This window comes from Geodermatophilus sp. SYSU D00696, from assembly GCF_054050235.1.
The window spans coordinates 34,026-59,129 of sequence record NZ_JBJGYY010000024.1; the positions used below are offsets into that span (position 1 = coordinate 34,026).

General features: G+C 75.4%; 21 protein-coding genes. 6 read left to right on the forward strand and 15 right to left on the reverse strand.

Features of this window, described 5'->3' with window-relative positions; genetic code table 11:
* The first annotated feature begins 1 nt into the window (after position 1).
* Both ACI79O_RS15875 and ACI79O_RS15880 read left to right on the forward strand, forming a co-directional pair.
* Positions 2–382, forward strand: a complete 381-nt coding sequence (locus ACI79O_RS15875; protein ID WP_456890513.1) for a VOC family protein — start codon at positions 2–4, stop codon at positions 380–382.
* Positions 383–407: 25 nt separating this feature from the next.
* Positions 408–737, forward strand: coding sequence for a putative quinol monooxygenase (locus ACI79O_RS15880; RefSeq protein ID WP_456890512.1), 330 nt, complete (start codon positions 408–410; stop codon positions 735–737).
* A gap of 31 nt (positions 738–768) precedes the next feature.
* On the opposite strand, the gene cimA is transcribed toward ACI79O_RS15880, so the two are convergent.
* The 3 genes from cimA to serA all read right to left on the reverse strand — a co-directional run bounded on the left by cimA (position 769) and on the right by serA (position 5,178).
* Entirely contained in the window at positions 769–2,379 is a 1,611-nt protein-coding gene (gene cimA / locus ACI79O_RS15885; RefSeq protein WP_456914624.1) for a citramalate synthase, read from the reverse strand.
* A 159-nt stretch (positions 2,380–2,538) separates the two neighbouring features.
* The gene (locus ACI79O_RS15890; protein WP_456875540.1) at positions 2,539–3,561 is read right to left on the reverse strand and encodes a 3-isopropylmalate dehydrogenase; all 1,023 of its coding nucleotides are present in this window, start codon (positions 3,559–3,561) and stop codon (positions 2,539–2,541) included.
* 15 nt (positions 3,562–3,576) lie between these two features.
* Positions 3,577–5,178 carry a phosphoglycerate dehydrogenase gene (serA, locus tag ACI79O_RS15895; RefSeq protein WP_456890510.1) on the reverse strand — a complete coding sequence of 534 codons (1,602 nt, stop codon included), beginning with the start codon at positions 5,176–5,178 and terminating at the stop codon, positions 3,577–3,579.
* Positions 5,179–5,352: 174 nt separating this feature from the next.
* Here serA and ACI79O_RS15900 point away from each other — a divergent pair, with 174 nt between their 5' ends.
* Positions 5,353–6,249: a hypothetical protein gene (locus ACI79O_RS15900; RefSeq protein WP_456914625.1), complete on the forward strand. Its 897-nt coding sequence runs from the start codon at positions 5,353–5,355 to the stop codon at positions 6,247–6,249.
* A 121-nt stretch (positions 6,250–6,370) separates the two neighbouring features.
* Positions 6,371–6,982, forward strand: coding sequence for a hypothetical protein (locus ACI79O_RS15905; RefSeq protein ID WP_456914626.1), 612 nt, complete (start codon positions 6,371–6,373; stop codon positions 6,980–6,982).
* 69 nt (positions 6,983–7,051) lie between these two features.
* On the opposite strand, the gene ilvC is transcribed toward ACI79O_RS15905, so the two are convergent.
* From ilvC to ilvD, 6 genes are all read right to left on the reverse strand, one after another.
* On the reverse strand, positions 7,052–8,080 hold the full coding sequence (gene ilvC, locus ACI79O_RS15910; RefSeq protein WP_456890507.1) for a ketol-acid reductoisomerase: 1,029 nt from the start codon (positions 8,078–8,080) through the stop codon (positions 7,052–7,054).
* A gap of 36 nt (positions 8,081–8,116) precedes the next feature.
* Positions 8,117–8,650: an acetolactate synthase small subunit gene (gene ilvN, locus ACI79O_RS15915; RefSeq protein WP_456890506.1), complete on the reverse strand. Its 534-nt coding sequence runs from the start codon at positions 8,648–8,650 to the stop codon at positions 8,117–8,119.
* The gene (locus ACI79O_RS15920; protein ID WP_456890505.1) at positions 8,650–10,518 is read right to left on the reverse strand and encodes an acetolactate synthase large subunit; all 1,869 of its coding nucleotides are present in this window, start codon (positions 10,516–10,518) and stop codon (positions 8,650–8,652) included. The genes ilvN and ACI79O_RS15920 overlap by 1 nt, the downstream gene beginning before the upstream one ends.
* 231 nt (positions 10,519–10,749) lie before the next feature.
* Positions 10,750–13,431 carry a putative bifunctional diguanylate cyclase/phosphodiesterase gene (locus ACI79O_RS15925; RefSeq protein WP_456914627.1) on the reverse strand — a complete coding sequence of 894 codons (2,682 nt, stop codon included), beginning with the start codon at positions 13,429–13,431 and terminating at the stop codon, positions 10,750–10,752.
* Positions 13,424–16,129: a putative bifunctional diguanylate cyclase/phosphodiesterase gene (locus ACI79O_RS15930; protein ID WP_456890503.1), complete on the reverse strand. Its 2,706-nt coding sequence runs from the start codon at positions 16,127–16,129 to the stop codon at positions 13,424–13,426. Before ACI79O_RS15930 ends, ACI79O_RS15925 begins: the two co-directional genes overlap by 8 nt.
* A gap of 81 nt (positions 16,130–16,210) precedes the next feature.
* Positions 16,211–17,914, reverse strand: a complete 1,704-nt coding sequence (gene ilvD, locus ACI79O_RS15935; RefSeq protein ID WP_456890502.1) for a dihydroxy-acid dehydratase — start codon at positions 17,912–17,914, stop codon at positions 16,211–16,213.
* Between the two features lie 82 nt (positions 17,915–17,996).
* Here ilvD and ACI79O_RS15940 point away from each other — a divergent pair, with 82 nt between their 5' ends.
* A complete protein-coding gene (locus ACI79O_RS15940; protein ID WP_456914628.1) occupies positions 17,997–18,833 on the forward strand; it encodes a helix-turn-helix transcriptional regulator in 837 nt (278 codons plus the stop codon).
* On the opposite strand, the gene ACI79O_RS15945 is transcribed toward ACI79O_RS15940, so the two are convergent.
* Positions 18,815–19,195, reverse strand: a complete 381-nt coding sequence (locus ACI79O_RS15945) for a PH domain-containing protein (protein WP_456890500.1) — start codon at positions 19,193–19,195, stop codon at positions 18,815–18,817. The genes ACI79O_RS15940 and ACI79O_RS15945 overlap by 19 nt on opposite strands.
* Positions 19,196–19,214: 19 nt before the next feature.
* The gene (locus tag ACI79O_RS15950) at positions 19,215–20,174 is read right to left on the reverse strand and encodes a 2-hydroxyacid dehydrogenase (RefSeq protein ID WP_456914629.1); all 960 of its coding nucleotides are present in this window, start codon (positions 20,172–20,174) and stop codon (positions 19,215–19,217) included.
* 80 nt (positions 20,175–20,254) lie between these two features.
* Here ACI79O_RS15950 and ACI79O_RS15955 point away from each other — a divergent pair, with 80 nt between their 5' ends.
* Complete coding sequence (locus ACI79O_RS15955; protein WP_456914630.1) at positions 20,255–21,427, forward strand: PQQ-dependent sugar dehydrogenase; 1,173 nt, start codon at positions 20,255–20,257, stop codon at positions 21,425–21,427.
* A 51-nt stretch (positions 21,428–21,478) separates the two neighbouring features.
* On the opposite strand, the gene gatB is transcribed toward ACI79O_RS15955, so the two are convergent.
* Genes gatB through gatC form a run of 4 tightly spaced genes read right to left on the reverse strand, consistent with a single transcriptional unit; the run spans position 21,479 to position 24,976 of the window.
* A complete protein-coding gene (gene gatB, locus ACI79O_RS15960; protein ID WP_456914631.1) occupies positions 21,479–22,978 on the reverse strand; it encodes an Asp-tRNA(Asn)/Glu-tRNA(Gln) amidotransferase subunit GatB in 1,500 nt (499 codons plus the stop codon).
* Positions 22,975–23,157, reverse strand: coding sequence for a hypothetical protein (locus ACI79O_RS15965; RefSeq protein ID WP_456875554.1), 183 nt, complete (start codon positions 23,155–23,157; stop codon positions 22,975–22,977). The genes gatB and ACI79O_RS15965 overlap by 4 nt, the downstream gene beginning before the upstream one ends.
* Positions 23,154–24,647, reverse strand: coding sequence for an Asp-tRNA(Asn)/Glu-tRNA(Gln) amidotransferase subunit GatA (gene gatA / locus ACI79O_RS15970; RefSeq protein ID WP_456914632.1), 1,494 nt, complete (start codon positions 24,645–24,647; stop codon positions 23,154–23,156). Before gatA ends, ACI79O_RS15965 begins: the two co-directional genes overlap by 4 nt.
* Positions 24,644–24,976, reverse strand: coding sequence for an Asp-tRNA(Asn)/Glu-tRNA(Gln) amidotransferase subunit GatC (gatC, locus tag ACI79O_RS15975; protein WP_456890495.1), 333 nt, complete (start codon positions 24,974–24,976; stop codon positions 24,644–24,646). Before gatC ends, gatA begins: the two co-directional genes overlap by 4 nt.
* Positions 24,977–25,104: the final 128 nt, after the last annotated feature.

The following is a 25,104-nucleotide window of genomic DNA, read 5'->3' on the forward strand; positions in this document are numbered from 1 at the left end:
TGTGGCCTGCCGCCTGAGCGAGATCGTCGTCGACAGCCGCGACCCCGAGGCGCTGGCCGCCTGGTGGGCGGAGGTGCTCGGCTACCGGGTCCTCGGCCGCGACGAGGACGGCGCCGTCGAGATCGGCCCGGAGGCAGGCTTCGGCGGTCCGGCCCCCACCCTGGTCTTCACCCCCGTCGACCACTGGGAGCCGGCGAAGCCGCGGCTGCACCTCGACGTCAACGCCACCGACCGCGACCAGGACGCCGAGCTGCAGCGGCTGCTCGACCTCGGCGCCACCCGGGCCGACGTCGGGCAGACCGGCGAGGAGAGCTGGCACGTGCTCGCCGACCCGGAGGGCAACCCCTTCTGCCTGCTGCGCACCCGGCTCGACCCGCTGTGACCCGCTTCGACCACAGGAGGACCCCGTGATCCTGATCGTCATCAAGTTCCCCGTCCGCCCCGACCGGATCGACGAGTTCCGGGCGCACGCCGACGAGTACGCGGCGGCGGTGAACGCGGAGGAGGGCAGCCTGTTCTTCGAGTGGTCGCGCAGCGTGCTCGACCCGAACACCTTCGTCTGCATCGAGGGCTTCCGGGACTCCGAGGCCGGCGCCTCGCACGTGGCCACCCCGCACGCCAAGGCCGCCTTCGACTGGATGTCGGACCTGGTCGCCGAGCAGCCGGAGATCATCTACGTCGACGCGCCGGAGGTCAGCGGCTTCGGCCCGATGGGCGAGGTCAAGCCACGCAGCTGACGCCGCTCGGCCCCGTGCGGCGACGGGGTGGTCAGCGGCAGTGGACGGCGTAGGTGAGGGCGTCGACGAGGGCGTGCCAGGACGCCTCGACGATGTTGGCGTGGACGCCCACGGTGGTCCACTCCCCCACCCCGTCGGTGGTGTCGACGAGCACCCGCGTGGTCGCGCTGGTGCCGCCCTTCCAGCCGAGGATGCGGACCTTGTAGTCGGCCAGCGCGACGTCGGCCAGCTCCGGGTGGCGGCTCACCAGCGCCTGCCGGAGTGCGTTGTCCAGCGCGTTGACCGGGCCGTTGCCCTCCGCGGTGCTGATCACCCGCTCGCTCGTCCCGTCGGCGCCCGGCAGGTGCACCTTCACGGTCGCCTCGCTGACGACCACGCCGTTGCCCCAGTGCTCGACCGTCGTCCGGTAGCTCTCCAGCTGGAACAGCGGCGCGGGCACGCCGGGCAGCTGGGAGCGCAGCAGCAGCTCGAAGGAGGCGTCGGCGGCCTCGAACGACCACCCCTCGGACTCGAGGACCTTGACCTGGTCGACGACGCGGCCGACGGCGTCGGCGTGCCCGGAGAGGTCCACGCCGAGCTCGCGGCCCTTGAGCTCCACCGAGGCGCGGCCGGCCATCTCGGTGACCAGGATGCGCATGTCGTTGCCGACCACCGCCGGGTCGAGGTGGTTGTAGAGCTCGGGGCTGACCTTGATCGCGCTGGCGTGCAGGCCGGCCTTGTGCGCGAACGCCGACGCGCCGACGTAGGGCTGGTGGTCGTCGGGGGCGATGTTGGCCAGCTCGGCGATGGCGTGGCTGACCCGCTGCAGCTCGGCCAGGCACTCGGCGGGCACCACCGGCAGGCCCATCTTGGTCACCAGGTTGGCCACCAGTGCGAAGGTGTCGGCGTTGCCGGCCCGCTCGCCGTAGCCGTTCGCGGTGCCCTGCACGTGGGTCACCCCGGCCTCGACGGCGGCCAGCGAGTTGGCGACCGCGCAGCCGGTGTCGTCCTGGCAGTGGATGCCCAGCCGCCCGTCGACGCGCGACCGGACGTCGGCCACCACCCGGCCCACCCCCATCGGCAGCATGCCGCCGTTGGTGTCGCACAGGACGCCGACCTCCGCGCCCGCGGCGAACGCCGCCTGCAGCACCGCGACGCCGTGATCGGGGTCGGCGGCGTAGCCGTCGAAGAAGTGCTCGCAGTCGACGAACACCCGCCGGCCGTGCGCGACGAGGTACGCGACGGTGTCCGACACCATCGCGAGGTTCTCCTCGAGCGTGGTCCGCAGCGCGTCGCGCACGTGCCGGACGTCGGACTTGGCGACCAGGCACACCACCGGCGTCCCGGCGTCGAGCAGGGCGCGCACCTGCGGGTCGTCCTCCACCCGGACGCCGGCCTTGCGGGTGGCGCCGAAGGCGACCAGCACCGCGTGCCGCAGCTTGAGCTCGGTGCGGGCGCGGGCGAAGAACTCGGTGTCCTTGGGCAGCGCCCCCGGCCAGCCGCCCTCGATGTAGCCCACGCCGATCTCGTCGAGCAGCCTCGCTGTGGCGAGCTTGTCGGCGACGGAGAAGCTGATCCCCTCGCGCTGGGCGCCGTCGCGCAGCGTGGTGTCGAAGACGTGGAAGTCGCTGCCGGCGGAGAGGACGGGGCTGTCGGTGGCCACGGGTGCTCCCGGGGGTTCGACGGCGATCGGGCCCCTCACACGAGAAAGACCCCCCAGGAACGGGAGGTCTGCGCGCGGTCGGGGAGGTGACCGCGCGCTAGGCGATGATGGGGGTGCTGCCGTTCAGGTGCATCGCCGGGGAGTCTAACCCCGGGACCGTCAGCCCCCGGCGAGGGCGGCCAGCCGGTCGCCGACCTCGACCGTGCGCACCCGGCCCCGCGGGTCGCGGGTGGAGAGGTCGAAGGCGACGGCGGCGCCGACCTTGCGCGCGAGGTCGGCGTGGCCGAGGTGCTCGAGCAGCAGGGCCACCGACAGCACGGTCGCCGTCGGGTCGGCGACCCCCTGCCCGGCGATGTCGGGCGCCGAACCGTGCACCGGCTCGAACATGGCCGGGTTGGTGCCCGAGACGTCGAGGTTGCCGCTGGCCGCCAGGCCGATGCCGCCGGTGACCGCGGCCGCGACGTCGGTGACGATGTCGCCGAAGAGGTTGTCGGTGACGATGACGTCGTAGCGGCCCGGGTCGGTGATGAAGAACATCGACGCGGCGTCGACGTGCTGGTAGGCGACGGTGACCTCGGGGAACTCCGCGGCCACCTCCTCCACCGTCCGCGACCACAGCGACCCGGCGTGGGTGAGCACGTTGGTCTTGTGGATCAGCGTGAGGTGCCGCCGCGGCCGGGCGGTGGCCCGCTCGAAGGCGTAGCGCACCACCCGCTCGACGCCGAAGGCGGTGTTGAGGCTGACCTCCGTGGCCACCTCGTGCGGGGTGTCGCGACGCAGCACGCCGCCGTTGCCCGCGTAGGGGCCCTCGGTGCCCTCGCGCACGCACAGCATGTCGATCTCGCCGGGCTCGGCCAGCGGGCTGCGCACGCCGTCGTAGAGCCGGGCCGGGCGCAGGTTGACGTGGTGGTCGAGCTCGAAGCGCAGCCGCAGCAGCAGGCCCCGCTCGAGGATGCCCGGCGGCACGCCGGGGTCGCCGATCGCGCCGAGCAGGATCGCGTCGTGCCCGCGCAGCTCGTCGAGCACGGTGTCGGGCAGCAGCTCCCCGGTGCGCTGCCAGCGGGCCGCGCCCAGGTCGTAGGGCGTCGTCTCCAGGTCCGGCACGACCGCACCGAGGACCTTGAGCCCCTCGGCCACCACCTCGGGGCCGATGCCGTCTCCCGCGATCACAGCCAGGCGCATGGCGACGACCCTAGGTCAGCGCGGGTCGAGATCCGCCGAGCGGGCCTCGCGCGCGCCGATGCGGCCGGCGATGTCGCCGAGCAGCTCCGCGCCGACCGGGCTGTCGACGACGACGGCCATCAGCGCCTCACCGCCCCGGGTGGTCCGGCTGACCTGCGCGCCGGCGATGTTGATCCCGGCCTCGCCCAGCGCCGCGCCGACGGTGCCCACGACGCCGGGCCGGTCCTGGTAGAGGAAGAACAGCAGGTGGCCCGAGAGGTCGAGGTCCATGTCGAAGCCGTCGACCTCGACCAGCTTGGGCACCTGGTTCTTGCCGAACAGCGTCCCGGCGACGGCGATCTCGCGGCCGTCGGCCATGACGCCGTGCACCCGCACCAGGTTGCGGTAGTCGGGGCTCTCGACGTCGCTGGTCAGCGAGACGTCCAGGCCGCGCTGCTCGGCCAGCAGCGGGGCGTTGACGTAGGTGACCTGCTCCTCGACGACGTCGGAGAAGACGCCCTTGAGGACGGCGAGCTGCAGCACCGAGTCGTCGAACTCGGCCAGCTTGCCCCGCACGTCGACGGTCACCGACTGCGCGAGCCCGCCGGCCACGGCGGTGAACACGGTGCCCAGCTGCTCGGCCAGCGGCAGGCCGGGCCGGACGTCCTCGGCGACCACGCCGCCGGCCTGCACGTTGACCGCGTCCGGCACGAACTCGCCCTGCAGCGCCAGGCGCACCGAGTGGGCCACGGCGGTGCCCGCCTTGTCCTGCGCCTCCGTCGTCGAGGCACCCAGGTGGGGGGTGACCACGGTGGTGGGCAGCCCGAACAGCGGGCTGTCGGTCGTGGGCTCCTGCGCGAACACGTCGATGCCGGCGGCGGCGACCTGGCCCGACCGCAGCGCGTCGGCCAGCGCCGCCTCGTCGACCAGCCCGCCGCGGGCGGCGTTGACGACGATCACGCCGCGCTTGGTGGTGGCCAGCTCCGCGGCGCCGATGAGCCCGAGCGTCTCCGGCGTCTTCGGCAGGTGGACGGTGATGAAGTCGGCCTCGCGGAGCAGCTCCTCCAGCGACACCATCCGCACCCCGAGCTGCGCGGCGCGGCCGGGCTGGATGTAGGGGTCGTAGGCGATCAGCGTGGTGCCGAAGGCGGCCAGCCGCTGGGCGACCAGCTGGCCGATGCGGCCCAGGCCGACGATGCCGACCACCTTGTCGGTGACCTCGACGCCCATGAACCGCGACCGCGCCCACCGGCCCTCGCGCAGCGACGCGTCGGCCGCGGGGATCTGCCGGGCGGCGGCCAGCAGCAGCGCGACGGCGTGCTCGGCGGCGCTGACGACGTTCGACGTCGGGGCGTTGACCACCATGACGCCGCGCTCGGTGGCCGCGGCGACGTCGACGTTGTCCAGGCCGATGCCGGCGCGGGCGACGACCTTCAGGTTGGGTGCGGCGGCCAGCGCCTCGGCGTCGATCCGGGTGGCGCTGCGGATCATGACGGCGGCGGCGTCGGCGAGCGCGGGCAGCAGCGCCGAGCGATCGGCGCCGTCGACGTGGCGGACCTCCACGTCGTCGCCGAGCACCTCCAGCACGCTGGGGGCGAGCTCCTCGGCGATCAGGACCACGGGGGCGCGCTCGGTCACGGGGCCACAGCCTAGGGACGAGGCGGGTCCGACCCGGTCACGGGCCGGGAACTTCCCGTCCCAGGGGCCACGACATCCCGCTGACGGGGTAGTGCCTGTTTGCCGCCGTCCCTGATACCCCAGCATCCTGGCGGCCAGCAGCGCCGGCACGGGCCGACGCCTCCGGAGGGGACCATGACCGACTTCAGCAAGGACCAGGGCCAGGGCCGCGACCCCGGGCGTGACCCCGGCGAGGGCGGTGCCACGCCGTACGGCCGGCAGGACCAGCCGTCCGGCTCGTCGCAGTACGACCCGCAGGGGCAGTCGTCCGGCGAGACGGCCGGGCAGTCCTACGGGCAGCAGCCGGGGCAGTACGGCCAGCCCGGCCAGTACACCCAGCCCTACACGCGGCAGCCCCAGCCCCCGCAGCAGTACGGGCAGCAGGAGTACGGGCAGCAGGAGTACGGCGGCCAGTCCTACGGACAGCAGTACGGGCAGCAGCAGTACGGCCAGCAGTACGGGCAGCAGGGCTACCCGCAGCAGTACGGGCAGCAGGGCTACGGCACCGAACAGTACGGGCAGTACGGGCAGGCCTACGGCCAGCAGTACGGGCAGGGCGGCGTCCCGGCCAAGCCCGGCAGCGTGGTGACCGCCGTGGTGCTCGGGTTCGTCTTCGGCGCCATCGGCGTGCTGTTCAGCCTGCTCCTGATCTTCGCCGGGGCCCTGGCCAGCGGCGCCGGTGACGAGCTGGACAACGAGATCCCCGGCTTCGGCTCGGTCGCCGGCGCCGTCGGCGGCGTCATCCTGGTGTTCGGCCTGCTGGCGCTCGTGTGGACGGTGCTCATGATCTGGGGATCGGTCTGGGCGCTCACCGGCCGCAGCCGCGTGATGCTCCTCGTCGGCGGCTCGATCGCGCTGGCGGTCACCCTGCTGGGCCTGATCGGCAACCTGGCCGACGCCCAGAACGCGGGCGCCGGCGGGATCATCACCAGCCTGCTGTTCTTCCTCGGGTCGCTGGCGATCGTCGTCCTGCTGTCGATGAAGCCGGCCGCGGCGTTCTTCGCCGCGCACCGCGCCCGCCGCGGCCGCTGACCATCCCCCCGCCGGGGGACCGCCCGCGACGGCGGGCCCCCACGGGGCGTGGTCCCAGCCCTACACTCCGCCGACCGCCGACCCGGCGCCGTCCGTCCGTCCAGAGGAGATCCGCAGGCACATGACCAGCCCGAGCTTCGACAACAACACGCCGCCGGGTGGTCAGCCCGGGTCCGGGGTGCCCGGCCAGCAGCCCTACGGCCAGCCCGCCTACGGGCAGCAGCAGGCGTACGGGCAGCAGCCCCACGGCCAGCAGCCGTACGGGCAGACCCCGTACGGCCAGCCGGCGCCCTACGGCAACTTCACCGGCCCGTCCCCCTACGGCGGTGGGCCGTCGGGCCGGCGTCCCGGCCAGGTCACGGCCGCCGCGGTCATCGGTGTCGTCATCGGTGGCCTCGGCTCGCTCTTCGGCCTGCTGGCGCTGCTGGGCATCGGCCTGCTGTTCGCGCTGAGCCCGCTGCTCGGGCTGGTCACCCTCCTGGCGATCGCCACGGCCGTGGTCGTCCTCGTCGGCGGTATCCAGGTGCTCACCGGCAAGGGCCCCCGGCTGCTCCTGCTCGGCAGCTACGCCTCGGTCGGCATCCAGCTGCTGACCCTGGTCATCTCACTGGCCGTCGGCGGCGGGTTCGAGTTCTCGGCGCTGCTGGGCTTCCTGCTGCCGGGGCTGATCATCTTCCTGCTGCAGCAGCCGCAGGCGAAGCAGTACTTCGCCTCCCGGGGCCTGTCGTACTGAGTCCCACCCGTCCCGACGCGAACGGCCCCCGCTGCCAGTGGCAGCGGGGGCCGTTCGCGTTGCCGGACGCTACGAGCGGGCGGCGGTGCCGGTGTAGTCGTCGGAGGCCGACACCCAGCTCATCAGGCCGCGCAGCTTGCGGCCGGTCTCCTCGATCGGGTGCGCCTCGGCCTCGGCGCGGCGCCGCTTGAAGTCGGGGGCGCCGGCGTCCTGGTCGGCGATGAAGGCCGCGGCCCACGAGCCGTCCTTGATCGCGGCCAGGACCTCCTTCATCGACTCCTTGACGCGGGCGTCGATGATCTTCGGGCCGGAGGTGTAGTCGCCGTACTCGGCGGTGTCCGACACCGACCAGCGCTGCTTGGCGATGCCGCCCTCGTACATGAGGTCGACGATCAGCTTGAGCTCGTGCAGGCACTCGAAGTAGGCGACCTCGGGCTGGTAGCCGGCCTCGGTCAGCGTCTCGAACCCGGCGGTGATGAGCGCGCTGGCCCCGCCGCAGAGCACCGCCTGCTCGCCGAACAGGTCGGTCTCGGTCTCCTCGGCGAACGTCGTCCGGATGACGCCGGCGCGGGTGCCGCCGATGGCCTTGGCGTAGGACAGCGCGAGCGGCAGGGCCTGCCCGGTGGCGTCCTGCTCGACGGCGACCAGGCAGGGCACGCCCTTGCCGTTCTCGAACTCGCGACGGACCAGGTGACCGGGACCCTTGGGGGCGACCATGGCGACGTCGACACCGGCCGGGGGCTTGACGTAGCCGAACCGGATGTTGAAGCCGTGGCCGAAGAACAGCGCGTCGCCGTCCTGCAGGTTGGGCTCGATCGACTCGGTGTAGAGGGTCCGCTGCACGTGGTCGGGGGCGAGGACCACGACGAGGTCGGCCTCGGCGGCGGCCTCGGCCGGCGTCACGACGCGCAGGCCCTCGGCCTCGGCCTTGGGCCGGCTCTTCGAGCCCTCGGGCAGGCCCACCCGGACGTCGACCCCGGAGTCACGCAGCGACAGCGCGTGCGCGTGCCCCTGGCTGCCGTAGCCGATGACGGCGACGGTGCGCCCCTGGATGATCGACAGGTCGGCGTCGTCGTCGTAGAAGATCTCGGCGGCCATGCGGTGGTGCTCCTTCGATGGGTTCGGATCGGGGGTTCAGGCGGTCGCGCTGCGGTCGACCGGGCGCAAGGTACCGGCGCCGCTCATCGACCGCGGTCCGCGGCCCAGGGCGACGGTGCCCGACTGCGCCATCTCCTTGATCCCCAGCGGGGCGAGGACGGCGAGCAGGGCCTGCAGCTTGTCCGGGGTGCCGGTGGCCTCGAGGGTCACCGTGTCGGTGTTGACGTCGACGACGCGGGCGCGGAACAGCTCGGCGGTCTGCAGCACGGTCGTGCGCTCGGCCAGCGGCGCGCGGACCTTGACCAGCAGCAGCTCGCGCTGCACCGCCGCGCCGCCGTCGAGCTCGACGATCTTGATGACCTCGACGAGCTTGTTCAGCTGCTTGGTCACCTGCTCCAGCGGCGCGGACTCGGCGTCGACGACGATCGTCATGCGGGACAGGTCGGGGTTCTCCGTCGGGCCGACGGCGAGGGACTCGATGTTGAACGCGCGCCGGCTGAACAGCGCCGAGACGCGGGCGAGGACACCGGCCTTGTTCTCGACCAGGACCGACAGGGTGTGGCGGCTCATCAGACCTGTCCCTCTCCGAAGACCGGGCGCAGGTCGCGCGCGGCCAGGATGTCGTCGTTGCTGGCGCCGGCGGCGACCATCGGCCAGACCTGGGCGTCGGCGCCGACGACGAAGTCGATGACCACCGGGGCGTCGGTGATCGCCATCGCCTTCTCGATGACGGCGTCGACGTCGTCCTTGGACTCGCAGCGCAGTCCGACGCAGCCCAGTGCCTCGGCCAGCATCACGAAGTCGGGGATGCGCACCGGCTTCGGCCGGCCCTCGTCGTCCACCGCGTGCAGCTTGGTGTTGGAGTAGCGGCCCTCGTAGAACAGGGTCTGCCACTGCCGGACCATGCCGAGGTTGCCGTTGTTGATGACGGCGACCTTGATCGGGATGCCCTCGATCGCGCAGGTGGCCAGCTCCTGGTTGGTCATCTGGAAGCAGCCGTCGCCGTCGATGGCCCAGACGGTGGCGTCGGGACGGCCGTACCGGGCGCCCATCGCCGCGGGCACGGCGTAGCCCATGGTCCCGGCGCCGCCGCTGTTGAGCCAGGTGCCCGGCTTCTCGTACCGGATGAACTGCGCGGCCCACATCTGGTGCTGGCCGACCCCGGAGGTGTAGATCGCGTCGGGGCCCGCGATCGCGCCGATCCGCTCGATGACGTACTGCGGCGACAGCGAGCCGTCCTCGGGCCAGTCGTAGCCGAGCGGGTAGCGGGTGCGCCAGTCGTCCAGCTGCGCCCACCAAGCGGCGAGGTCGGGCGTGCGGCCGGCCTCGTGCTCGGCGCGCAGCGCGCCGACGAGCTCGGCGATGGTCTCCTTGGCGTCCCCGACGATCGGGACGTCGGCCTTGCGGTTCTTGCCGATCTCGGCCGGGTCGATGTCGGCGTGCACCACCAGCGCGCCGGGCGCGAAGGTCGACAGCTTCCCGGTCACCCGGTCGTCGAACCGGGCGCCGAGGGCCACGAGGACGTCGGCCTTCTGCAGCGCGGTCACCGCGGCCACGGTGCCGTGCATGCCCGGCATGCCCAGGTGCTGCGGCGAGCTGTCGGGGAACGCGCCGCGGGCCATGAGGGTGGTGACGACGGGCGCGCCGGTCAGCGCGGCGAGCTCGGCCAGCTCCTCGGTGGCGCCGGCCTTGAGCACCCCGCCGCCGACGTAGAGGACCGGCCGGCGGGCGCCGGCGATCAGCACCGCGGCCTCGCGCACCTGCTTGCCGTGCGGGCGGGTGGTCGGCCGGTAGCCGGGCAGGTCCAGCCGCGGCGGCCAGGCGAAGTCGGTGGTGGCCTGCAGCACGTCCTTGGGGATGTCGACCAGGACCGGGCCGGGGCGACCGGTGGCGGCCAGGTGGAAGGCCTCGGCGATCCGCTGCGGGATCTCCGCCGGGTCGGTCACCAGGAAGTTGTGCTTGGTGATCGGCATCGTGATGCCGCGGATGTCGGCCTCCTGGAAGGCGTCGGTGCCGATCGAGGCGCTGGGCACCTGGCCGGTGATGGCCACGATCGGGACCGAGTCCATGTGGGCGTCGGCCAGCGGCGTGACCAGGTTGGTCGCGCCCGGCCCGGAGGTGGCCATGCAGACGCCCACCCGGCCGGTGGCCTGGGCGTAGCCGGTGGCCGCGTGACCGGCGCCCTGCTCGTGCCGCACCAGGACGTGGCGGACGTGGGAGTCGAACAGCGGGTCGTAGGCGGGCAGGATCGCGCCGCCGGGGATGCCGAAGACGACCTCGACGCCGACGGCCTCCAGCGAGCGGACCAGGCTCTGCGCGCCGGTGATGCCCGAGGCCGGCCGGGCGGCGGACTCGGCGATCGAGCGGGCCGTCGTCTCGACGCCGGTGAGGGCGGCGGCGGCCTCTCGGGTGGCGGACTCACTCCGGGTGGTGGTCATGCGGGGCGTCTCCTGGGCCGGACGTGCGGGGGTCGTGCGGTTCGGGTGCCTGCTCGGGCAAGAAAAAACCCCTCGTGCCGCGGGCACAGAGGGGCGTAGCGCGTCGGTCGGTCGACCGGCGCGCTAGGCGACTACGAGGAGCAGGCAGGCGGAGGGCACGACGACACTGTGCGCCTCCCCCGCCGGGACGTCAACCACACCGTCCCACTCAGTGGGACCGGTTCGCCCGCGTCATGGGACGGCGACGGGCTCCCGGACGGCGTCGGGCTCCCGCACGGCGTCGGCGAGCAGTGCGGGGTCGAACCCGTCGACGAGCGCAGGCAGGTCGGCGGCCGGCACCGGGCGGCCGATCAGCCAGCCCTGGAGGAAGGTGCAGCCCAGCCGCGTGAGCACCTCGAGCTGGGCGGGGGTCTCGACGCCCTCGGCGACGACGTCCATGCCGAGCGTGCGGCCGAGGTCGACGACGCTGCCCACCAGCGCCGCGCCGCGGGGGTCGGTGTCGATGCCGGAGACGAACCCGCGGTCCATCTTCAGCACCTGCACGGGCAGCCGGGCGAGGTAGGCCAGCGAGGACCAGCCCTTGCCGAAGTCGTCGAGGGACACGATGCAGCCCAGCGCCGACAGCTCGGCGAGCTCGCTGAGCAGCCGCTCGTCGTCGTCGATGAGGACGCTCTCGGTCACCTCGATCATCAGCATCCGCGCGGGCAGCCCGGAGCGGCGCAGGGCGCGGGTGACGTCCTCGACCAGGCAGCGGGCCTGCAGGTGGCGCACGGAGATGTTGACGCCGAGCTTGAGGTCGCGGCCGCCGGCGACCAGGCGCGCGTGCTCGGCGGTCGCGGTGTCCAGCACCCAGCGCTGCAGCGGCACGATGAGGCCGTCCTGCTCGGCCAGCCCGATGAACTCCTCGGGGGAGACCGGGCCGAGCTCGGGGTGGTCCCAGCGGGCCAGCGCCTCGACACCGAGGACGCGCCGCTCCGCGGTGCCCGCGACCGGCTGGTAGACCAGCCGGAGCCGGCCCTGCTCGATGGCGGCGGGCAGGTCGCGGGCCAGCCGGCTGCGCCGGGCGGACTCCTCGACGAGGGCCTCCCCCGACGCCCGGACGCCGTTCTTGCCCTGCGACTTGACGGTGCGCAGCGCCAGGTCGGCCTCGCGGACGGTCGCCGAGACGTCGGCGCCGGGCAGCACCTCGGTGACCCCGACGCTGGCCGAGACGTGCAGCAGCGGGCCGGAGTCGTCGTGGCGGCGGGTGTGGTCCAGCCGCCGGACCAGCCGCTCGGCCAGCGCGAGCGCCTGTTCGGGCCCGGCGTCGACGACGAGGGCGAACTCGTCGCCGCCCAGGCGGGCGACCAGGTCGGTGCCGCGGGCCTCGGCGCGCAGCGCGTCGGCCACCTCGCACAGCAGCCGGTCCCCCGCGTCGTGGCCGGCGACGTCGTTGACCGCCTTGAAGCCGTCGAGGTCGACCAGCAGCACGCAGGCGCTGCGGCCGCGGCCCGCGCGGTCGAGGGCGGTCTCGAGCGCGGCCATGAAGCGGGCCCGGTTGGGCAGGCCGGTGAGGGAGTCGGTGTAGGCCAGCCGCTCCAGCTCGCGGTGGGTGGCGCGGCGCTCGGTCACGTCGCGCAGGTGCAGCACCAGGCGCTCGGAGCGGCCGCCGTCGCGGACCGCGCCGGAGACCTCGACGTCCCGCCAGGTCCCGTCGGCGGTCTGCAGCCGGCCGGCCAGGGGCAGCGCGGCGGCGGAGTCGTCGCCGAGGGCGGCGGCCACGCGGTCGAGCAGGTCGGCGTCGTCGGGGTGCAGCAGGGTCGCGAACGACCGCCCGACCAGCTCCTCCTCCGGCCGGCCTAGCTGCGCGGCGACCGGCCCGGACACCGCCGAGACCCGGCCCGCGGCGTCGAGGACGACGGTGACCGCGTCGCCGCTGTGCACCAGCGCGCGGAACGACCCCTCGGTCCGCTCGAGGCGGCGGGTGAGACGGGCGGCGTCGAGCGCCCACAGCAGCGTGCGGGCCGAGGTGAGCACCAGCAGGACGACGGCGCAGGCGGCCTCGGCGGCGGTCACGGGGCGGCCGGTCACCGCGGCGCTGCAGACGGCCACCAGGGCCAGGGTCGCCGTCCCGTGCGCGAGGACCCCGCCCCGCAGCGGCAGGGCACGGCCGGCCGGCACCGGCGCGCCCTCCCCCGGGTCGGCGGCGGCGGCGCGGAGGCCCGCGCCCAGCATGGTCAGCCAGCCGAGCACGGTGAGCACACCCCAGCCGGCCGCGGCGTCCGGCGTCGCCCGCTCGACCGCGCCGGAGACCGCCACGACGGCCATCGCGAGGAAGGCGCCCAGCAGCCAGGTGGCGCTGCGCCGGCGCGGCTCGGCGACGGCGGTGACCGCGACCAGGCCGACGCCGGCCAGCACCGCACCGACCAGCGGGTACCCGGCCGTCACCAGCCCCGGGCCGCCCGCGGTCCCGGTCACCAGGTCGGTGAGCAGGACCGCGCCGCACAGGGCGAGGGCCAGGGTGACCACCACGGCGTCGAGCAGCACCCGCGTGCCGACCCGGCGGGCCGACCGCGGCGGGAGCAGCAGCAGTGCCGCGGCCACGCCCAGCGGCACCCCGGCCAGGGTGAGGAGGTCCTCGACCCCGGCGGCGGGCAGGTCCCGGGCGGGGCGGGTCAGGGCCAGGGCCTGGCCCAGGGCGAGCAGCGCCCCGGACGCGGCCAGCGCCCACCAGGGACGCCCGGCGCGGCCCGGCCGGCGCAGCGCGCACGGGACCAGGACGGCGGCCGACGCGGCCGACGCCAGCCCGAGGACGGCGGGCACCACGGTGACCGTCGCCGGGGACCCGGTGAGCTGCAGCGCCGTCGTCGTGGCGCCGAGCAGGGCCAGCAGCACCTGCACGGCCGTCCCGGCGCGGGCGGGGAGGTCACGCACCGCGCACCACCCGGACCGCCGGCTCCTCCACCGGCGCGGCCGCCAGCCCGACCAGGCCGGGCCACAGCGCGCCGGCGTTGTCCTGCAGCACGTGCGCCAGCTCGGCCGCCGGCAGCGGGCGGGACAGCAGGAAGCCCTGCGCGAAGCCGATCCCCATGCCGCGCAGCACGCCGAGCTGCGCGGGGGTCTCCACGCCCTCGGCGACGACGTCGAGGCGGAGCGTGCGGCCGATGGTCACCACCGACTCGCACAGCGCGCGGCTCTGCCGGTCGCGGTCGACCCGGGAGACCATCGCGCGGTCGAGCTTGAGCACGTCGATGGGCAGGCGGGTGAGCTGCACCAGCGAGGAGGAGCCGGTGCCGAAGTCGTCGAGCGCCACGTGCACGCCCATCAGGCGCAGCGCCGAGACGTCGCCGGCCGCGGAGTCGCCGTCGGCGAGCACGGTCGCCTCGGTGATCTCCAGGACGAGCCGCTCGGGCTCCAGCCCGGAGTCCGACAGCGCGCCGGCGACGTCCTCGACGAGGGTGCGGGCGGCGACGTGCGCGGCGGAGATGTTGACCCCCAGCCGCAGCGGCACGCCCCGGACGGCGGGCAGCGCGGCGGTGGTCGTGCACGCCTCCCGGAGCGCCCAGCGCTGGAGCTCGGCGATGACGCCGGCGCGCTCGGCGACCGGGACGAACTCGCGCGGCGGGACCTCGCCGAGCTCGGGGTGCCGCCAGCGCAGCAGCGCCTCGACGCCGGTGACCCGCTGCTCCTCCATCGAGACGATCGGCTGGAAGGCCAGCCACAGCTCGCCGCGGGCGGCGGCGCCGGCGACGTCCTCCCGCAGCCGGTCGCGGCGCGCGGCGGCCGCGCCCAGCGCCGGGGTCCACAGGGTGGCGCGGGCCGTACCCGAGGCGCGGGCGGTGGTGACGGCCAGCTCGGCGCGGGCGGTCAGCTCGGCGACGCCGAGGCCGGGCTCGACCACGACGACGCCGACGTCGCCGGTGAGGTCGAAGACGCCTGCGGGGGTGGTCACGGGCTGCTCGATGACGCCCAGGCAGCGGTCGCCGAGCAGGACGGCGGTGTCGGCGTCGCCCGCCGCGAGGACACCGAACGTGCCGCCGGCCAGTCGGGCGACCACCTCCTCGCCGCGGACGGTGGCACGCAGCCGCCGGCCGAGCTCGACGAGGACGGCGGAGACGGTGTCGCGGCCGGCGTGCTCGCGCACGGCGTCGAGGCCGCGGACGTCGACCAGGAGCACCGCGGGACCGGGGACGGGGCCGGACACGGCGGCGGCCAGCGCGGCGTGCCAGCCGGCCCGGTTGGGCAGGCCGGTCAGCTCGTCGGCGTAGGCGACCTCCTCGAGGGCGCGCTCGCGGGCCTCGCGCTCGGTGACGTCGCGGCAGTGCAGGACGACGGCGGCGACCGACTCCTCGGCCCGCAGGTCGGAGACGCTGGCCTCCAGGCAGCGGACGCCTCCCGCCGCGTCGCGCAGGTGCAGCGTCACCAGCCCGGCGGTGCCGTCGGGGCCGCCGTCGAGGACCCGCCGCAGCCGGGCGGCGTCCTCGGGGTCCATGGTCCCGGGCCGGCCCGCGGCGCCGGTGAGCAGGTCGCGGCCGGCCAGGTCGGCCGGCGTGGTGCCCAGGAGCGCGGCCAGCGCCGGGGACGCCCAGTCGACCCGCAGCCGGCGGTCGAGGACGAGCACCGCCTCGCGGGTCGAGCGCAGCAGGTTGCGGAAGTAGGCCTCGTCGTGGCGCAGGCGGGCGCTGCGCTGCTGGTCCTCGCGGGCGGCGACCCAGCGGTGCGCCGCCGACAGCGCGACGCACAGCAGGACCCCGGCGAGGGTCACCCAGGTCGGTGCGGTGCCCACCGCCAGCGGGACGAGGGCGGTCGCGACGACGACGACCAGCGCGAGCTGCGGCAGCACCGACCGCAGTGCGACGGCGAGGCCGCCGGCCGGGACCTCGGAGGACGCGGGGGCCGCGGCCGGGCCGGTGTCGAGCGAGCGCGCGAGCACCAGCAGCGCCAGCCCGAGGACGACCGCGACGCGGGTGGCGGCGACGACGTCGGGCGCGCCGAGCAGCGCGGCGGAGGTGCCGGTGCCGCGGCCGGCGGCGAGCAGCACCAGCGCGCCGAGCAGGACGCCGGCCATGCGCTGGCGGTGCGCCTCGACGGCGCCGAGGACGGTGAGCGCGGCGGCCATGACCGCCCCGGTGGCCGCGACGGCGGCGCCGAGCACGAGCTGCGCGCCGAGGGAGAGGGTGGTCCAGCTGGTGCCCGGGCCGACCATGAGCACCTGCATGACCACCACCGCGGCCGTGCCGAAGAGGGCGAGCTCGAGCACGGTCCGCGAGCCGGTGGCGCGCAGGGTGGCGCGTCCGACCATGCCGAGCAGGCCGGCCACCGTGACCACGTAACCGGGGACGGTCGGCAGCCAGCGCAGGACCACCTGGTGCAGCACGGTGTCCGGCTGGGCGGTCCAGGAGACGACCAGCGCGAGGACGGGGAACAGCGGGGCGAGGGCGAGCAGCCGCCAGGGGCGGTCGGCGGGCCCGCCGGTGCGGCTGGCGGCCCACAGCGCGGCCGACGTCGCCACCCCGGCCAGGCCGGTGACGACGTCGCCCAGCAGGTGCAGCGCCGGGACGGCGGTGGCGCACACGCACGCCACGGCGGCCGGGACGGCCGTCGCGAACAGCCACCTGGTCCGTCGCTCCACACCCCGGGTGTCGGCACCCCGGCGGACCCGCCACACCCCGCCCCGGGACCGCTCACCCCAACGAGGGGGGAACGCCCCGGGTCAGCCGCAGATGGCGCCCGAGGCCGCGGAGCCGACGAGCTTGGCGTACTTGCCGAGGACGCCGGTGGTGTAGCGCGGGGGCAGCGGCTGCCACTCCGCGCGGCGGCGGGTCAGCTCGGCGTCGTCGACCAGGAGGTCCAGCGTGCGGGTGGTGAGGTCGAGGCGGACCGGGTCGCCGTCGCGCACCAGCGCGATCGGGCCGCCCTCGGTGGCCTCCGGCGCGACGTGCCCGATGCACAGCCCGGTCGTGCCGCCGGAGAAGCGGCCGTCGGTGAGCAGCAGGACGTCCTTGCCGAGCCCGGCGCCCTTGATCGCGCCGGTGACGGCGAGCATCTCGCGCATGCCCGGCCCGCCCTTGGGCCCCTCGTACCGGATGACGACGACGTCGCCGGGCTGCAGCGTGCCCTCGGTGACCGCGTCCATGGCACCCTGCTCGCCGTCGAAGACGCGGGCGGTGCCCTCGAAGACGTCGCGGTCGAAGCCGGCCGACTTCACCACCGCCCCCTCGGGCGCCAGCGAGCCGTGCAGGATCGTCAGCCCGCCCGTCCGGTGGATGGGCCGGTTCATCGCGTGGATGATCGCGCCGTCGGGGTCGGGCGGGGCGATCTCGGCGAGGTTCTCGGCCATCGTCCGCCCGGTGACGGTGAGCGTGTCGCCGTGCAGCAGGCCGGCGTCGAGCAGCGCGCGCAGGACCACCGGGACGCCGCCGATGCGGTCGATGTCGGTCATGACGTAGCGGCCGAAGGGCTTGACGTCGGCCAGGTGCGGCGTGCGGTCGCCGATCCGGTTGAAGTCGTCGAGGGTCAGCTCCACCTGCGCCTCGTGCGCGATGGCCATGAGGTGCAGCACCGCGTTGGTCGACCCGCCCAGCGCCATGACCACGGTGATCGCGTTCTCGAAGGCCTCGCGGGTCATGATCTGACGGGCGGTGATGCCCTTGCGCAGCAGGTTCACCACGGCCTCGCCGGAGGCGACGGCGAAGGCGTCGCGGCGGCTGTCGGGGGCCGGCGGGGCGGCGCTGCCCGGCAGCGCCATCCCGAGCGCCTCGGCGACGCTGGCCATGGTGTTGGCGGTGTACATGCCGCCGCAGGAGCCCATCCCGGGGCAGGCGGCCCGCTCGACGGCGGCCAGCTCGTCCTCGCTGATCAGCCCGCGGGCGCAGGCCCCGACCGCCTCGAAGACGTCGATGATCGTCAGGTCGTCGCGGTCGCCGAGCCGGCCGGGCAGCGTCGAGCCGGAGTAGAGGAAGACGCTGGCCAGGTCGAGGCGGGCGGCGGCCATGAGCATGCCGGGCAGCGACTTGTCGCAGCCGGCGAGCAGCACCGTGCCGTCGAGCCGCTCGGCGAACACCACCGTCTCCACCGAGTCGGCGATGACCTCGCGGCTGACCAGCGAGGCGCGCATGCCCTCGTGGCCCATGGAGATGCCGTCGGAGACCGAGATGGTGCCGAACTCCAGCGGGAAGCCGCCCGCGGCGTGCACGCCCTCCTTGGCCCGCTTGGCCAGCCGGTCCAGCGAGAGGTTGCACGGGGTGATCTCGTTCCACGACGAGGCGACACCGATCTGCGGCTTGTCCCAGTCGTCGTCGCCCATGCCCACCGCGCGCAGCATCGCCCGGGCGGGGGCGCGGGTGATGCCGTCGGTCACCTCACGGCTGCGGGGCTTGACGTCGGCGGTGGCGCGGGGCTCGTCCACGGTGGTCACGGGAAGGGAGGGTAGGCCGGTCCGCGGCACCGTCCCAGACGCGCTCGATACTGGTACCGCCACCACCACCGAGGAGCCGTCCGTGTCCGCCACCGCCCGTCAGGAGCTGGCCGGGTTCCTGCGCTCGCGCCGCCGGCAGGTCGACCCGCGGACGGCCGGGCTGCCCCCGTCCGGCGCCCGCCGCACGCCGGGTCTGCGCCGCGAGGAGGTCGCGCTGCTCTCGGGGGTGAGCGCCACCTGGTACACCTGGCTCGAGCAGGCCCGCGACATCCACCCGTCGCGGCAGGTGGTCGACGCGCTGGCCCGCACGCTGCGGATGTCGCCGGCCGAGCACGGCTACGTCCTGCGCCTGACCGGGCACGGCGGCGCCCCGGTCGACCCGGCCGAGGGGATGCCCGGGCACGTGCAGCGGCTGCTCGACGCGCTGGGCCCCTCCCCCGCCTACGCCATCACCGCCGACTGGACGATCGCCGGGTGGAACCGCGCCTACGAGCGCTTCTACCCCGGGGTGGCCGCCGTCCCCCTCGCCGAGCGCAACCTGCTGTGGCTGGTGTTCACCGACCCCGCGGTCCGTGCCCTGCTCGGTGACTGGCGCACCGACAGCCGCCGGTTCCTCACCCAGTTCCGCGCCGAGGTGGGCCCGCGGCTGGCCGACCCGGCCGTCGTCGACCTGGTGTCGCGCCTGGAGGCGGCCAGCCCGCACTTCCGCGCCGGCTGGGCCAGCCGCGACGTCGACCGGTTCAGCTCCGGCGAGCGGCGCTTCGAGCACCCGGAGGTCGGCACGCTGCTGCTCGAGCACCACCAGCTGACGCCGGCCGACGCCCCCGGGCTGCAGGTGGTCGTCTACACCGCCGCCGCGGGCAGCGAGACCGCCGGTCGGCTCCGGGTGCTCGCCGGGGATCAGCCCGCCGGCGGCTGAGGGACGTCGAAGCGGCCGCCCGACCACCCGGCCAGCCGCGGCAGGTCGCGAGCGCGCAGCACCGGCAGCGGCACCTCCCCGCCCCCGCGGGTGACCAGCCGCAGCCGCGCGTTGCGGACGACGCGGATGCCGGCCAGGTCGTCCCACGCCACCCGGCGCTGGCCGAGCAGCCCGCGGGTGGTGATGCCGGCGTCGTCGACGTCGACGCCCACCCGCAGCACCCAGGCCGCGGCGAGCAGCGGCAGCAGCAGGACCAGCGCGGCGGCCGGTGACGCGGCGGCGAACGGCAGCACGCAGACGGCGAGGAACACGACGGGGAGCAGTGCGACCCGGCTCAGCCGCATGCGTGCGAGGACAGCCACGTCTCCCGATCATCCCCGCTCAGTAGGCGTCGACGACGTCGGCCAGCGGCTCGCCCGCCAGCACCCGCCGCAGCTGGGCGACGACGGCGTCCTGCGCGCGGGCGCCGGCGTCGGGCACCGTGCCGGCCACGTGCGGGGTGAGCAGCAGGCCCGGCGCCGACCACAGCGGGTGGCCCGCGGGCAGCGGCTCGGGGTCGGTGACGTCGAGGGCGGCGCGCAGCCGGCCGCGGGTCAGCTCGGCGAGCAGCGCGCCGGTGTCGACGACCACCCCGCGCGCGGCGTTGACCAGCAGGGCGCCGTCGGGCATGGCGGCGAGGAAGGCGGCGTCGACCAGGCCGGTGGTCTCCGCGGTGACCGGCACGATCACGACCACGACGTCGGCGTGCGGCAGCAGGGCCGGCAGCTCCCCGGTGCCGTGCACGCCGTCGCGGGCGGTCCGCCCGACGTAGGTCAGCTCGACGTCGAAGCCGGACAGCATCGCGCCGACCCGGCGGCCGATGTCGCCGGCGCCGACCACGAGCACCCGCGCCCCGACCAGCGACCGGTAGGGGCGCGGCGACCAGCGGCCGGCGTCCTGCTCGCGCACCAGGTCGGGCAGTCCGCGCTGGGCGGCCAGCGTCGCGGCCACCACCCACTCCGCCGTCGCCGGGGTGTGCGCGCCGCGCGCGTTGCACAGCACGACGCCGTCGGGCAGCCGGCCGGCGAAGCGCTCCGCGCCGGCGCTCTGCAGCTGGACCAACCGCAGTCGCGGCAGCGCGGCGAGGAACTCCGGCGCCGGCGCGCTCCCGCCGAACGAGGGCACCCACACCTGCGCCTGCGCGGCCTCCCCCGCCGGCGGGCCGGCGTCGGCGTCGACCGGGACCGCGCGGACCCGCGGGGAGAGCTCCGCGACGGCGTCGGCCATCTCCCGGTCGGGGACCAGGACGGTCAGCGTCTCGTCGGGACCGACGACGTCGGTGCCGAGGATCTCCCGTGCCACGGCCCCCGACCGTAGGCAGCGGCCGGCCGGGCCGCCCGGCGGGCACCGCGCGACCCGCCCGCGCCCGTACCCTGGGCCCGGTGAGGCGGCAGCGGGGACGGCGGGCGGCCGCCGCCGCGTGCACCGCGACCCTGACCCTGGTGCTCGCCGGCTGCGGCGACGACGGCTACGAGCCCGCGGGGCCCTTCCGGCCGCTGCCCGAGGGGCCGCCGCCGCAGGTCGGGCCGCCGACGGAGTCCTCGCCCGCGCCGGCGCCCGGCGAGCCGGCCGACCCGAACTCGGGCCAGACCGGCGGGGACCCGAACGTCGTCGCGACCGACCTGCTCGTGCCCACCGGGCTGGTCGTGCTGCCCGACGGCACCGCGGTGGTGGGCGAGCGCGAGACCGGGCGGTTGCTGCAGGTGTTCCCCGACCGCTCCCCCGCGCGCGAGCTGATGGTCGTGCCCGGCATCGACACCGGCGGCGACGGCGGGCTGCTGGGCCTCGCGCTGTCGCCGACCTTCGACGAGGACGGGCTGTTCTACGCCTACGTCTCGACGGCGACCGACAACCGCGTCGTCCGCTTCCCCATGGGCGGCACGCCCAACCCGGTCCTCACCGGCATCCCGCGCGGCGAGACCCACAACGGCGGTGGCCTGCGGTTCGCCTCCGACGGCACCCTCTACGTCGGCACCGGTGACACCGGGAACCCGGCGCTCGCGCAGGACCCGGCGTCGCTGGGCGGCAAGGTGCTGCACGTCGACGTCTTCGGGCAGCCGGCCAACGCCGCGGGTCCGGTGTTCAGCAGCGGGTTCGCCGACGTGACCGCGGTGTGCCTCAGCGGCGACCAGCCGGCCACCGTCTACGCCGTCGACGAGTCCGCCGCCGGGCCCGACGAGCTCAACGTGCTCAGCGAGGGCACCGACCACGGCTGGCCGGTCGCCGGCCCCGGCACGGCGGAGCCGGTGCTCCGGCTCGACAACGGGGCCGCCGGGCTCGGCGGGTGCACCGCCGCCGGCACCACGGTGTTCCTCGGCGCGCTCGACGGCCAGCGGGTGTACGTCGTCCAGCTCGACGGCGAGGGCAGCGTGGTCGCGCAGCCCGAGGAGCTGCTCGGCGGCCGCTACGGCCGGCTGCGCACCGTCGTCCTCGACGGCGAGGGCGCGCTGTGGATCACGACGTCGAACGAGGACGGGATCGGCACGCCCGCCGAGGACGACGACCGGGTGCTGCGGATCCTCCCGCCCAGCTCGACGGGCTCCAGCCCGGTCTGAGCGTGCACTCCCGCGGATCCGCCCGGGGCAGATCCGCGGAAGTGCCCGGCCTCAGGACCCGAGCACCCGCTCCTCGAGCATCCGGCGGACCGTCGCCGCGTCGGCCTTGCCGCGGGTGGCCTTCATGACCGCACCGACCAGCGCGCCGAGCGCCTGCACCTTGCCGCCCTGCACCTTGGCCACGACGTCGGGGGCGCCGGCGATCGCGGCGTCGACGGCGGCCACCAGCTCGTCGGACTCCCCCAGCACCGCCAGGCCGCGGGCCTCGACGACGGCGCGCGGGTCGCCCTCCCCGGCCAGCACGCCGTCGAGCGCCTGACGGGCCAGCTGGTCGTTGACGGTGCCCTCGGCGACCAGCGCGCTCAGCTCGGCGACCTGGCGCGGGGCGACCGCCAGCGCGGACAGCTCCACGCCGGCGTCGTTGGCGCGGCGGGCCAGCTCGCCCAGCCACCACTTGCGCGCGTCGGCCGGCGAGGCGCCCGCGGCGACGGTCTCCTCCACCAGCCCCAGCGCGCCGGCGTTGACCAGCCAGGCCATCTCGGTGACAGACAGGCCCCACTCCTCGCGCAGCCGCGCCCGGCGGGCGGCCGGCAGCTCGGGCAGCGCGGCGGCGAGCTTCTCCACCCACTCGGCGTCGGGGGCCAGCGGGACGAGGTCGGGCTCGGGGAAGTACCGGTAGTCGGTGGCCTCCTCCTTGCTGCGGCCCGGCGAGGTGCTGCCGGTGTCCTCGTGGAAGTGGCGGGTCTCCTGCACCACCCGGCGCCCGGCGTCGAGGACGGCGGCCTGCCGGCGCATCTCGAAGCGCACGGCCCGCTCGACCGACCGCAACGAGTTGACGTTCTTGGTCTCGGTGCGGGTGCCCCACTCGAGGCTGCCGATCGGGGCCAGCGAGGTGTTGACGTCACAGCGCAGGCTGCCCTGCTCCATGCGGACGTCGGAGGCGCCGAGGGTCTGGACGATCTCGCGCAGCTCGGTGACGTACGCGCGGGCGACCTCGGGCGCCTTCGCCCCGGCCCCGGCGACCGGCCGGGTGACGATCTCGACCAGCGGGATGCCGGCCCGGTTGAAGTCGACGAGGGAGTACTCGGCGCCGTGGATGCGGCCGGTGGCCCCGCCCACGTGCAGGTTCTTGCCGGTGTCCTCCTCGAGGTGCACCCGCTCGATCTCCACGCGGTAGGTCTCGCCGTCGACCTCGACGTCGAGGTGCCCGGCGGTGCACAGCGGCTCGTCGTACTGGCTGGTCTGGAAGCCCTTGGGGATGTCCGGGTAGAAGTAGTTCTTCCGCGCGAAGCGCGACCACGACGCGATCCGGCAGCCCAGGGCCAGGCCGATGCGGATCGTCGACTCGACCGCGACGGCGTTGGCCACCGGCAGCGAGCCGGGCAGGCCCAGGCACACCGGGCAGGTCTGGGTGTTGGGCTCGGCGCCGAAGACGGTGGTGCAGCCGCAGAACATCTTCGACTCGGTGCCCAGCTCGACGTGCGTCTCCAGGCCGATCACCGGCTCGTAGCGGGTGAGGACGTCGTCGAACTCGACGAGGGGCTCGGTCACGAGCGGGGGTCTCCCTTCGGGGCGGTGCTGCGCCCGGTCAGCCAGGCGCCGACCCCGGTCAGCAGGCCCAGGACGATGAAGACGGCGAAGACCGCCTCCCCGGTGGTCAGCCACAGGACCAGCCCGGCGACGACGACGAAGGCGGTCAGGCCCCAGGCGGCCTTGAGCGGGCCGGTCACGCGGCACGCTCCGCGAGCCGGTCGGTGAGCGGCGCGCCCAGCGCGGCCTCGACGGTGGCCGCGACGCGGTAGCAGCGGTCGTCGGCCAGGGCCGGCGCCATCACCTGCAGGCCGACCGGCAGGCCCTCGGACAGCCCGCAGGGCACCGAGATGGCCGGGACCCCGGCGAGGCTGGCCGGCAGGGTGCACAGGTCGGCGGCGTACATGGCCAGCGGGTCGTCCACGCGGGCGCCGATCGGCCAGGCCACGGTCGGACTGGTGGGGCTGACCAGCACGTCGACGTCGTCGTACGCGGCGCTGAAGTCGCGGCTGATCAGCGTGCGGACCTTCTGCGCCTGCCCGTAGTAGGCCTCGTAGTAGCCGGCCGACAGCGCGTAGGTGCCGAGGATGATCCGCCGCTTGACCTCGGCGCCGAAGCCCTGCTCGCGGGTGAGCGCCATGACCTCGTCGACGTCGCGGCTGCCGTCGTCGCCCACGCGGATGCCGAACCGCATGCCCTCGAAGCGGGCCAGGTTCGACGACGCCTCGCTGGGGGCGATGAGGTAGTACGCGGGCAGCGCCAGCCCGAACGACGGGCAGGACACCTCGCGCACCTCGGCCCCGGCGGCCTCGAGCAGCGCGACCGCCTCGGCGAACCGGTCGAGCACGCCCTGCTCGTACCCCTCGCGGGCGCCCTCGCCGCCAAGTTCGCGGACGACGCCGACGCGCAGGCCCGACAGGTCGCCGCCGGCGCCGCGGCGGGCGGCCTCCACCACGGTGGGCACCGGCGCGTCGATGCTCGTGGAGTCGCGCGGGTCGTGCCCGCCGATGGCCTCGTGCAGCAGCGCGGCGTCCATGACCGTGCGGGCCATCGGGCCGGCCTGGTCGAGGCTCGAGGAGAAGGCGATCAGCCCGTAGCGCGACACCGAGCCGTAGGTGGGCTTGTGCCCGACCAGGCCGGTGACCGCGGCGGGCTGGCGGATCGAGCCCCCGGTGTCGGTGCCGAGGGCCAGCGGCGCCAGCCGGCCGGCGACCGCGGCGCTCGACCCGCCGGAGGAGCCGCCGGGGATCCGGTCGTGGTCCCACGGGTTGCGGGTCGCCCGGTAGGCGGAGTTCTCGGTGGACGAGCCCATGGCGAACTCGTCCATGTTGGTCTTGCCCAGGAGCACGGTGCCGGCGTCCTTGAGCAGGCGGGCGACGGTGGCGTCGTAGGGCGGGCGCCAGCCCTCGAGGATCCGCGAGCCGCTGGTGGTGGGCACGCCCTCGGTGACGAAGACGTCCTTGAGCGCGACCGGGATGCCGGCGAGGCCGGTGCCCGCGGTGCCCGACGCGTCGACCTCGGCGGCGCGGGCGAGCGCCGCCTCCTCGTCGACGTGCAGGTAGGCGCCGAGGGCGCCGTCCTCGGCGGCGATCCGGTCGAGGTGGGCGCGGGTGACCTCCACCGACGACGTCTCGCCGGCGGCCAGGGCCGCCTGCAGCTCGGCGGCGGTGAGGGCGGTGAGGTCGCTCACTCCTCCTCCCCCAGGATGCGCGGGACGCGGAAGCGGCCGTCCTCGGCGGCGGGGGCGCCGGCCAGGACGACGTCGCGGGGCAGGCACGGGGTGGCGACGTCGGCGCGCAGCACGTTGGTCAGCGGGACGGCGTGCGTGGTGGGCGCGACGTCGGCGACGTCGGCGCGCTGCACCTGCGCCACGGCGTCGAGGACCGCCCCCAGCTGGCCGGCGAAGCGGTCGAGCTCCTCGTCGGTGACGGCCAGGCGGGCCAGCCGCGCGAGGTGCGCGATGTCCTGGCGGCCGAGGGCGGGCGCCGCTCCGCGGTCGCTGGTGGGCTCGGTGCTCATGCTGGGGCGGGACTCCTGTCGTCGGCGCCGTGCCGGCGCCAGGGACGCAACCCGGTCACTGTACGCGGGCGCGGTGGCGCCCCGGCCCGCGGCGGGGGCGGGCTCGACCGGGGGCCACCCGGTGCGGG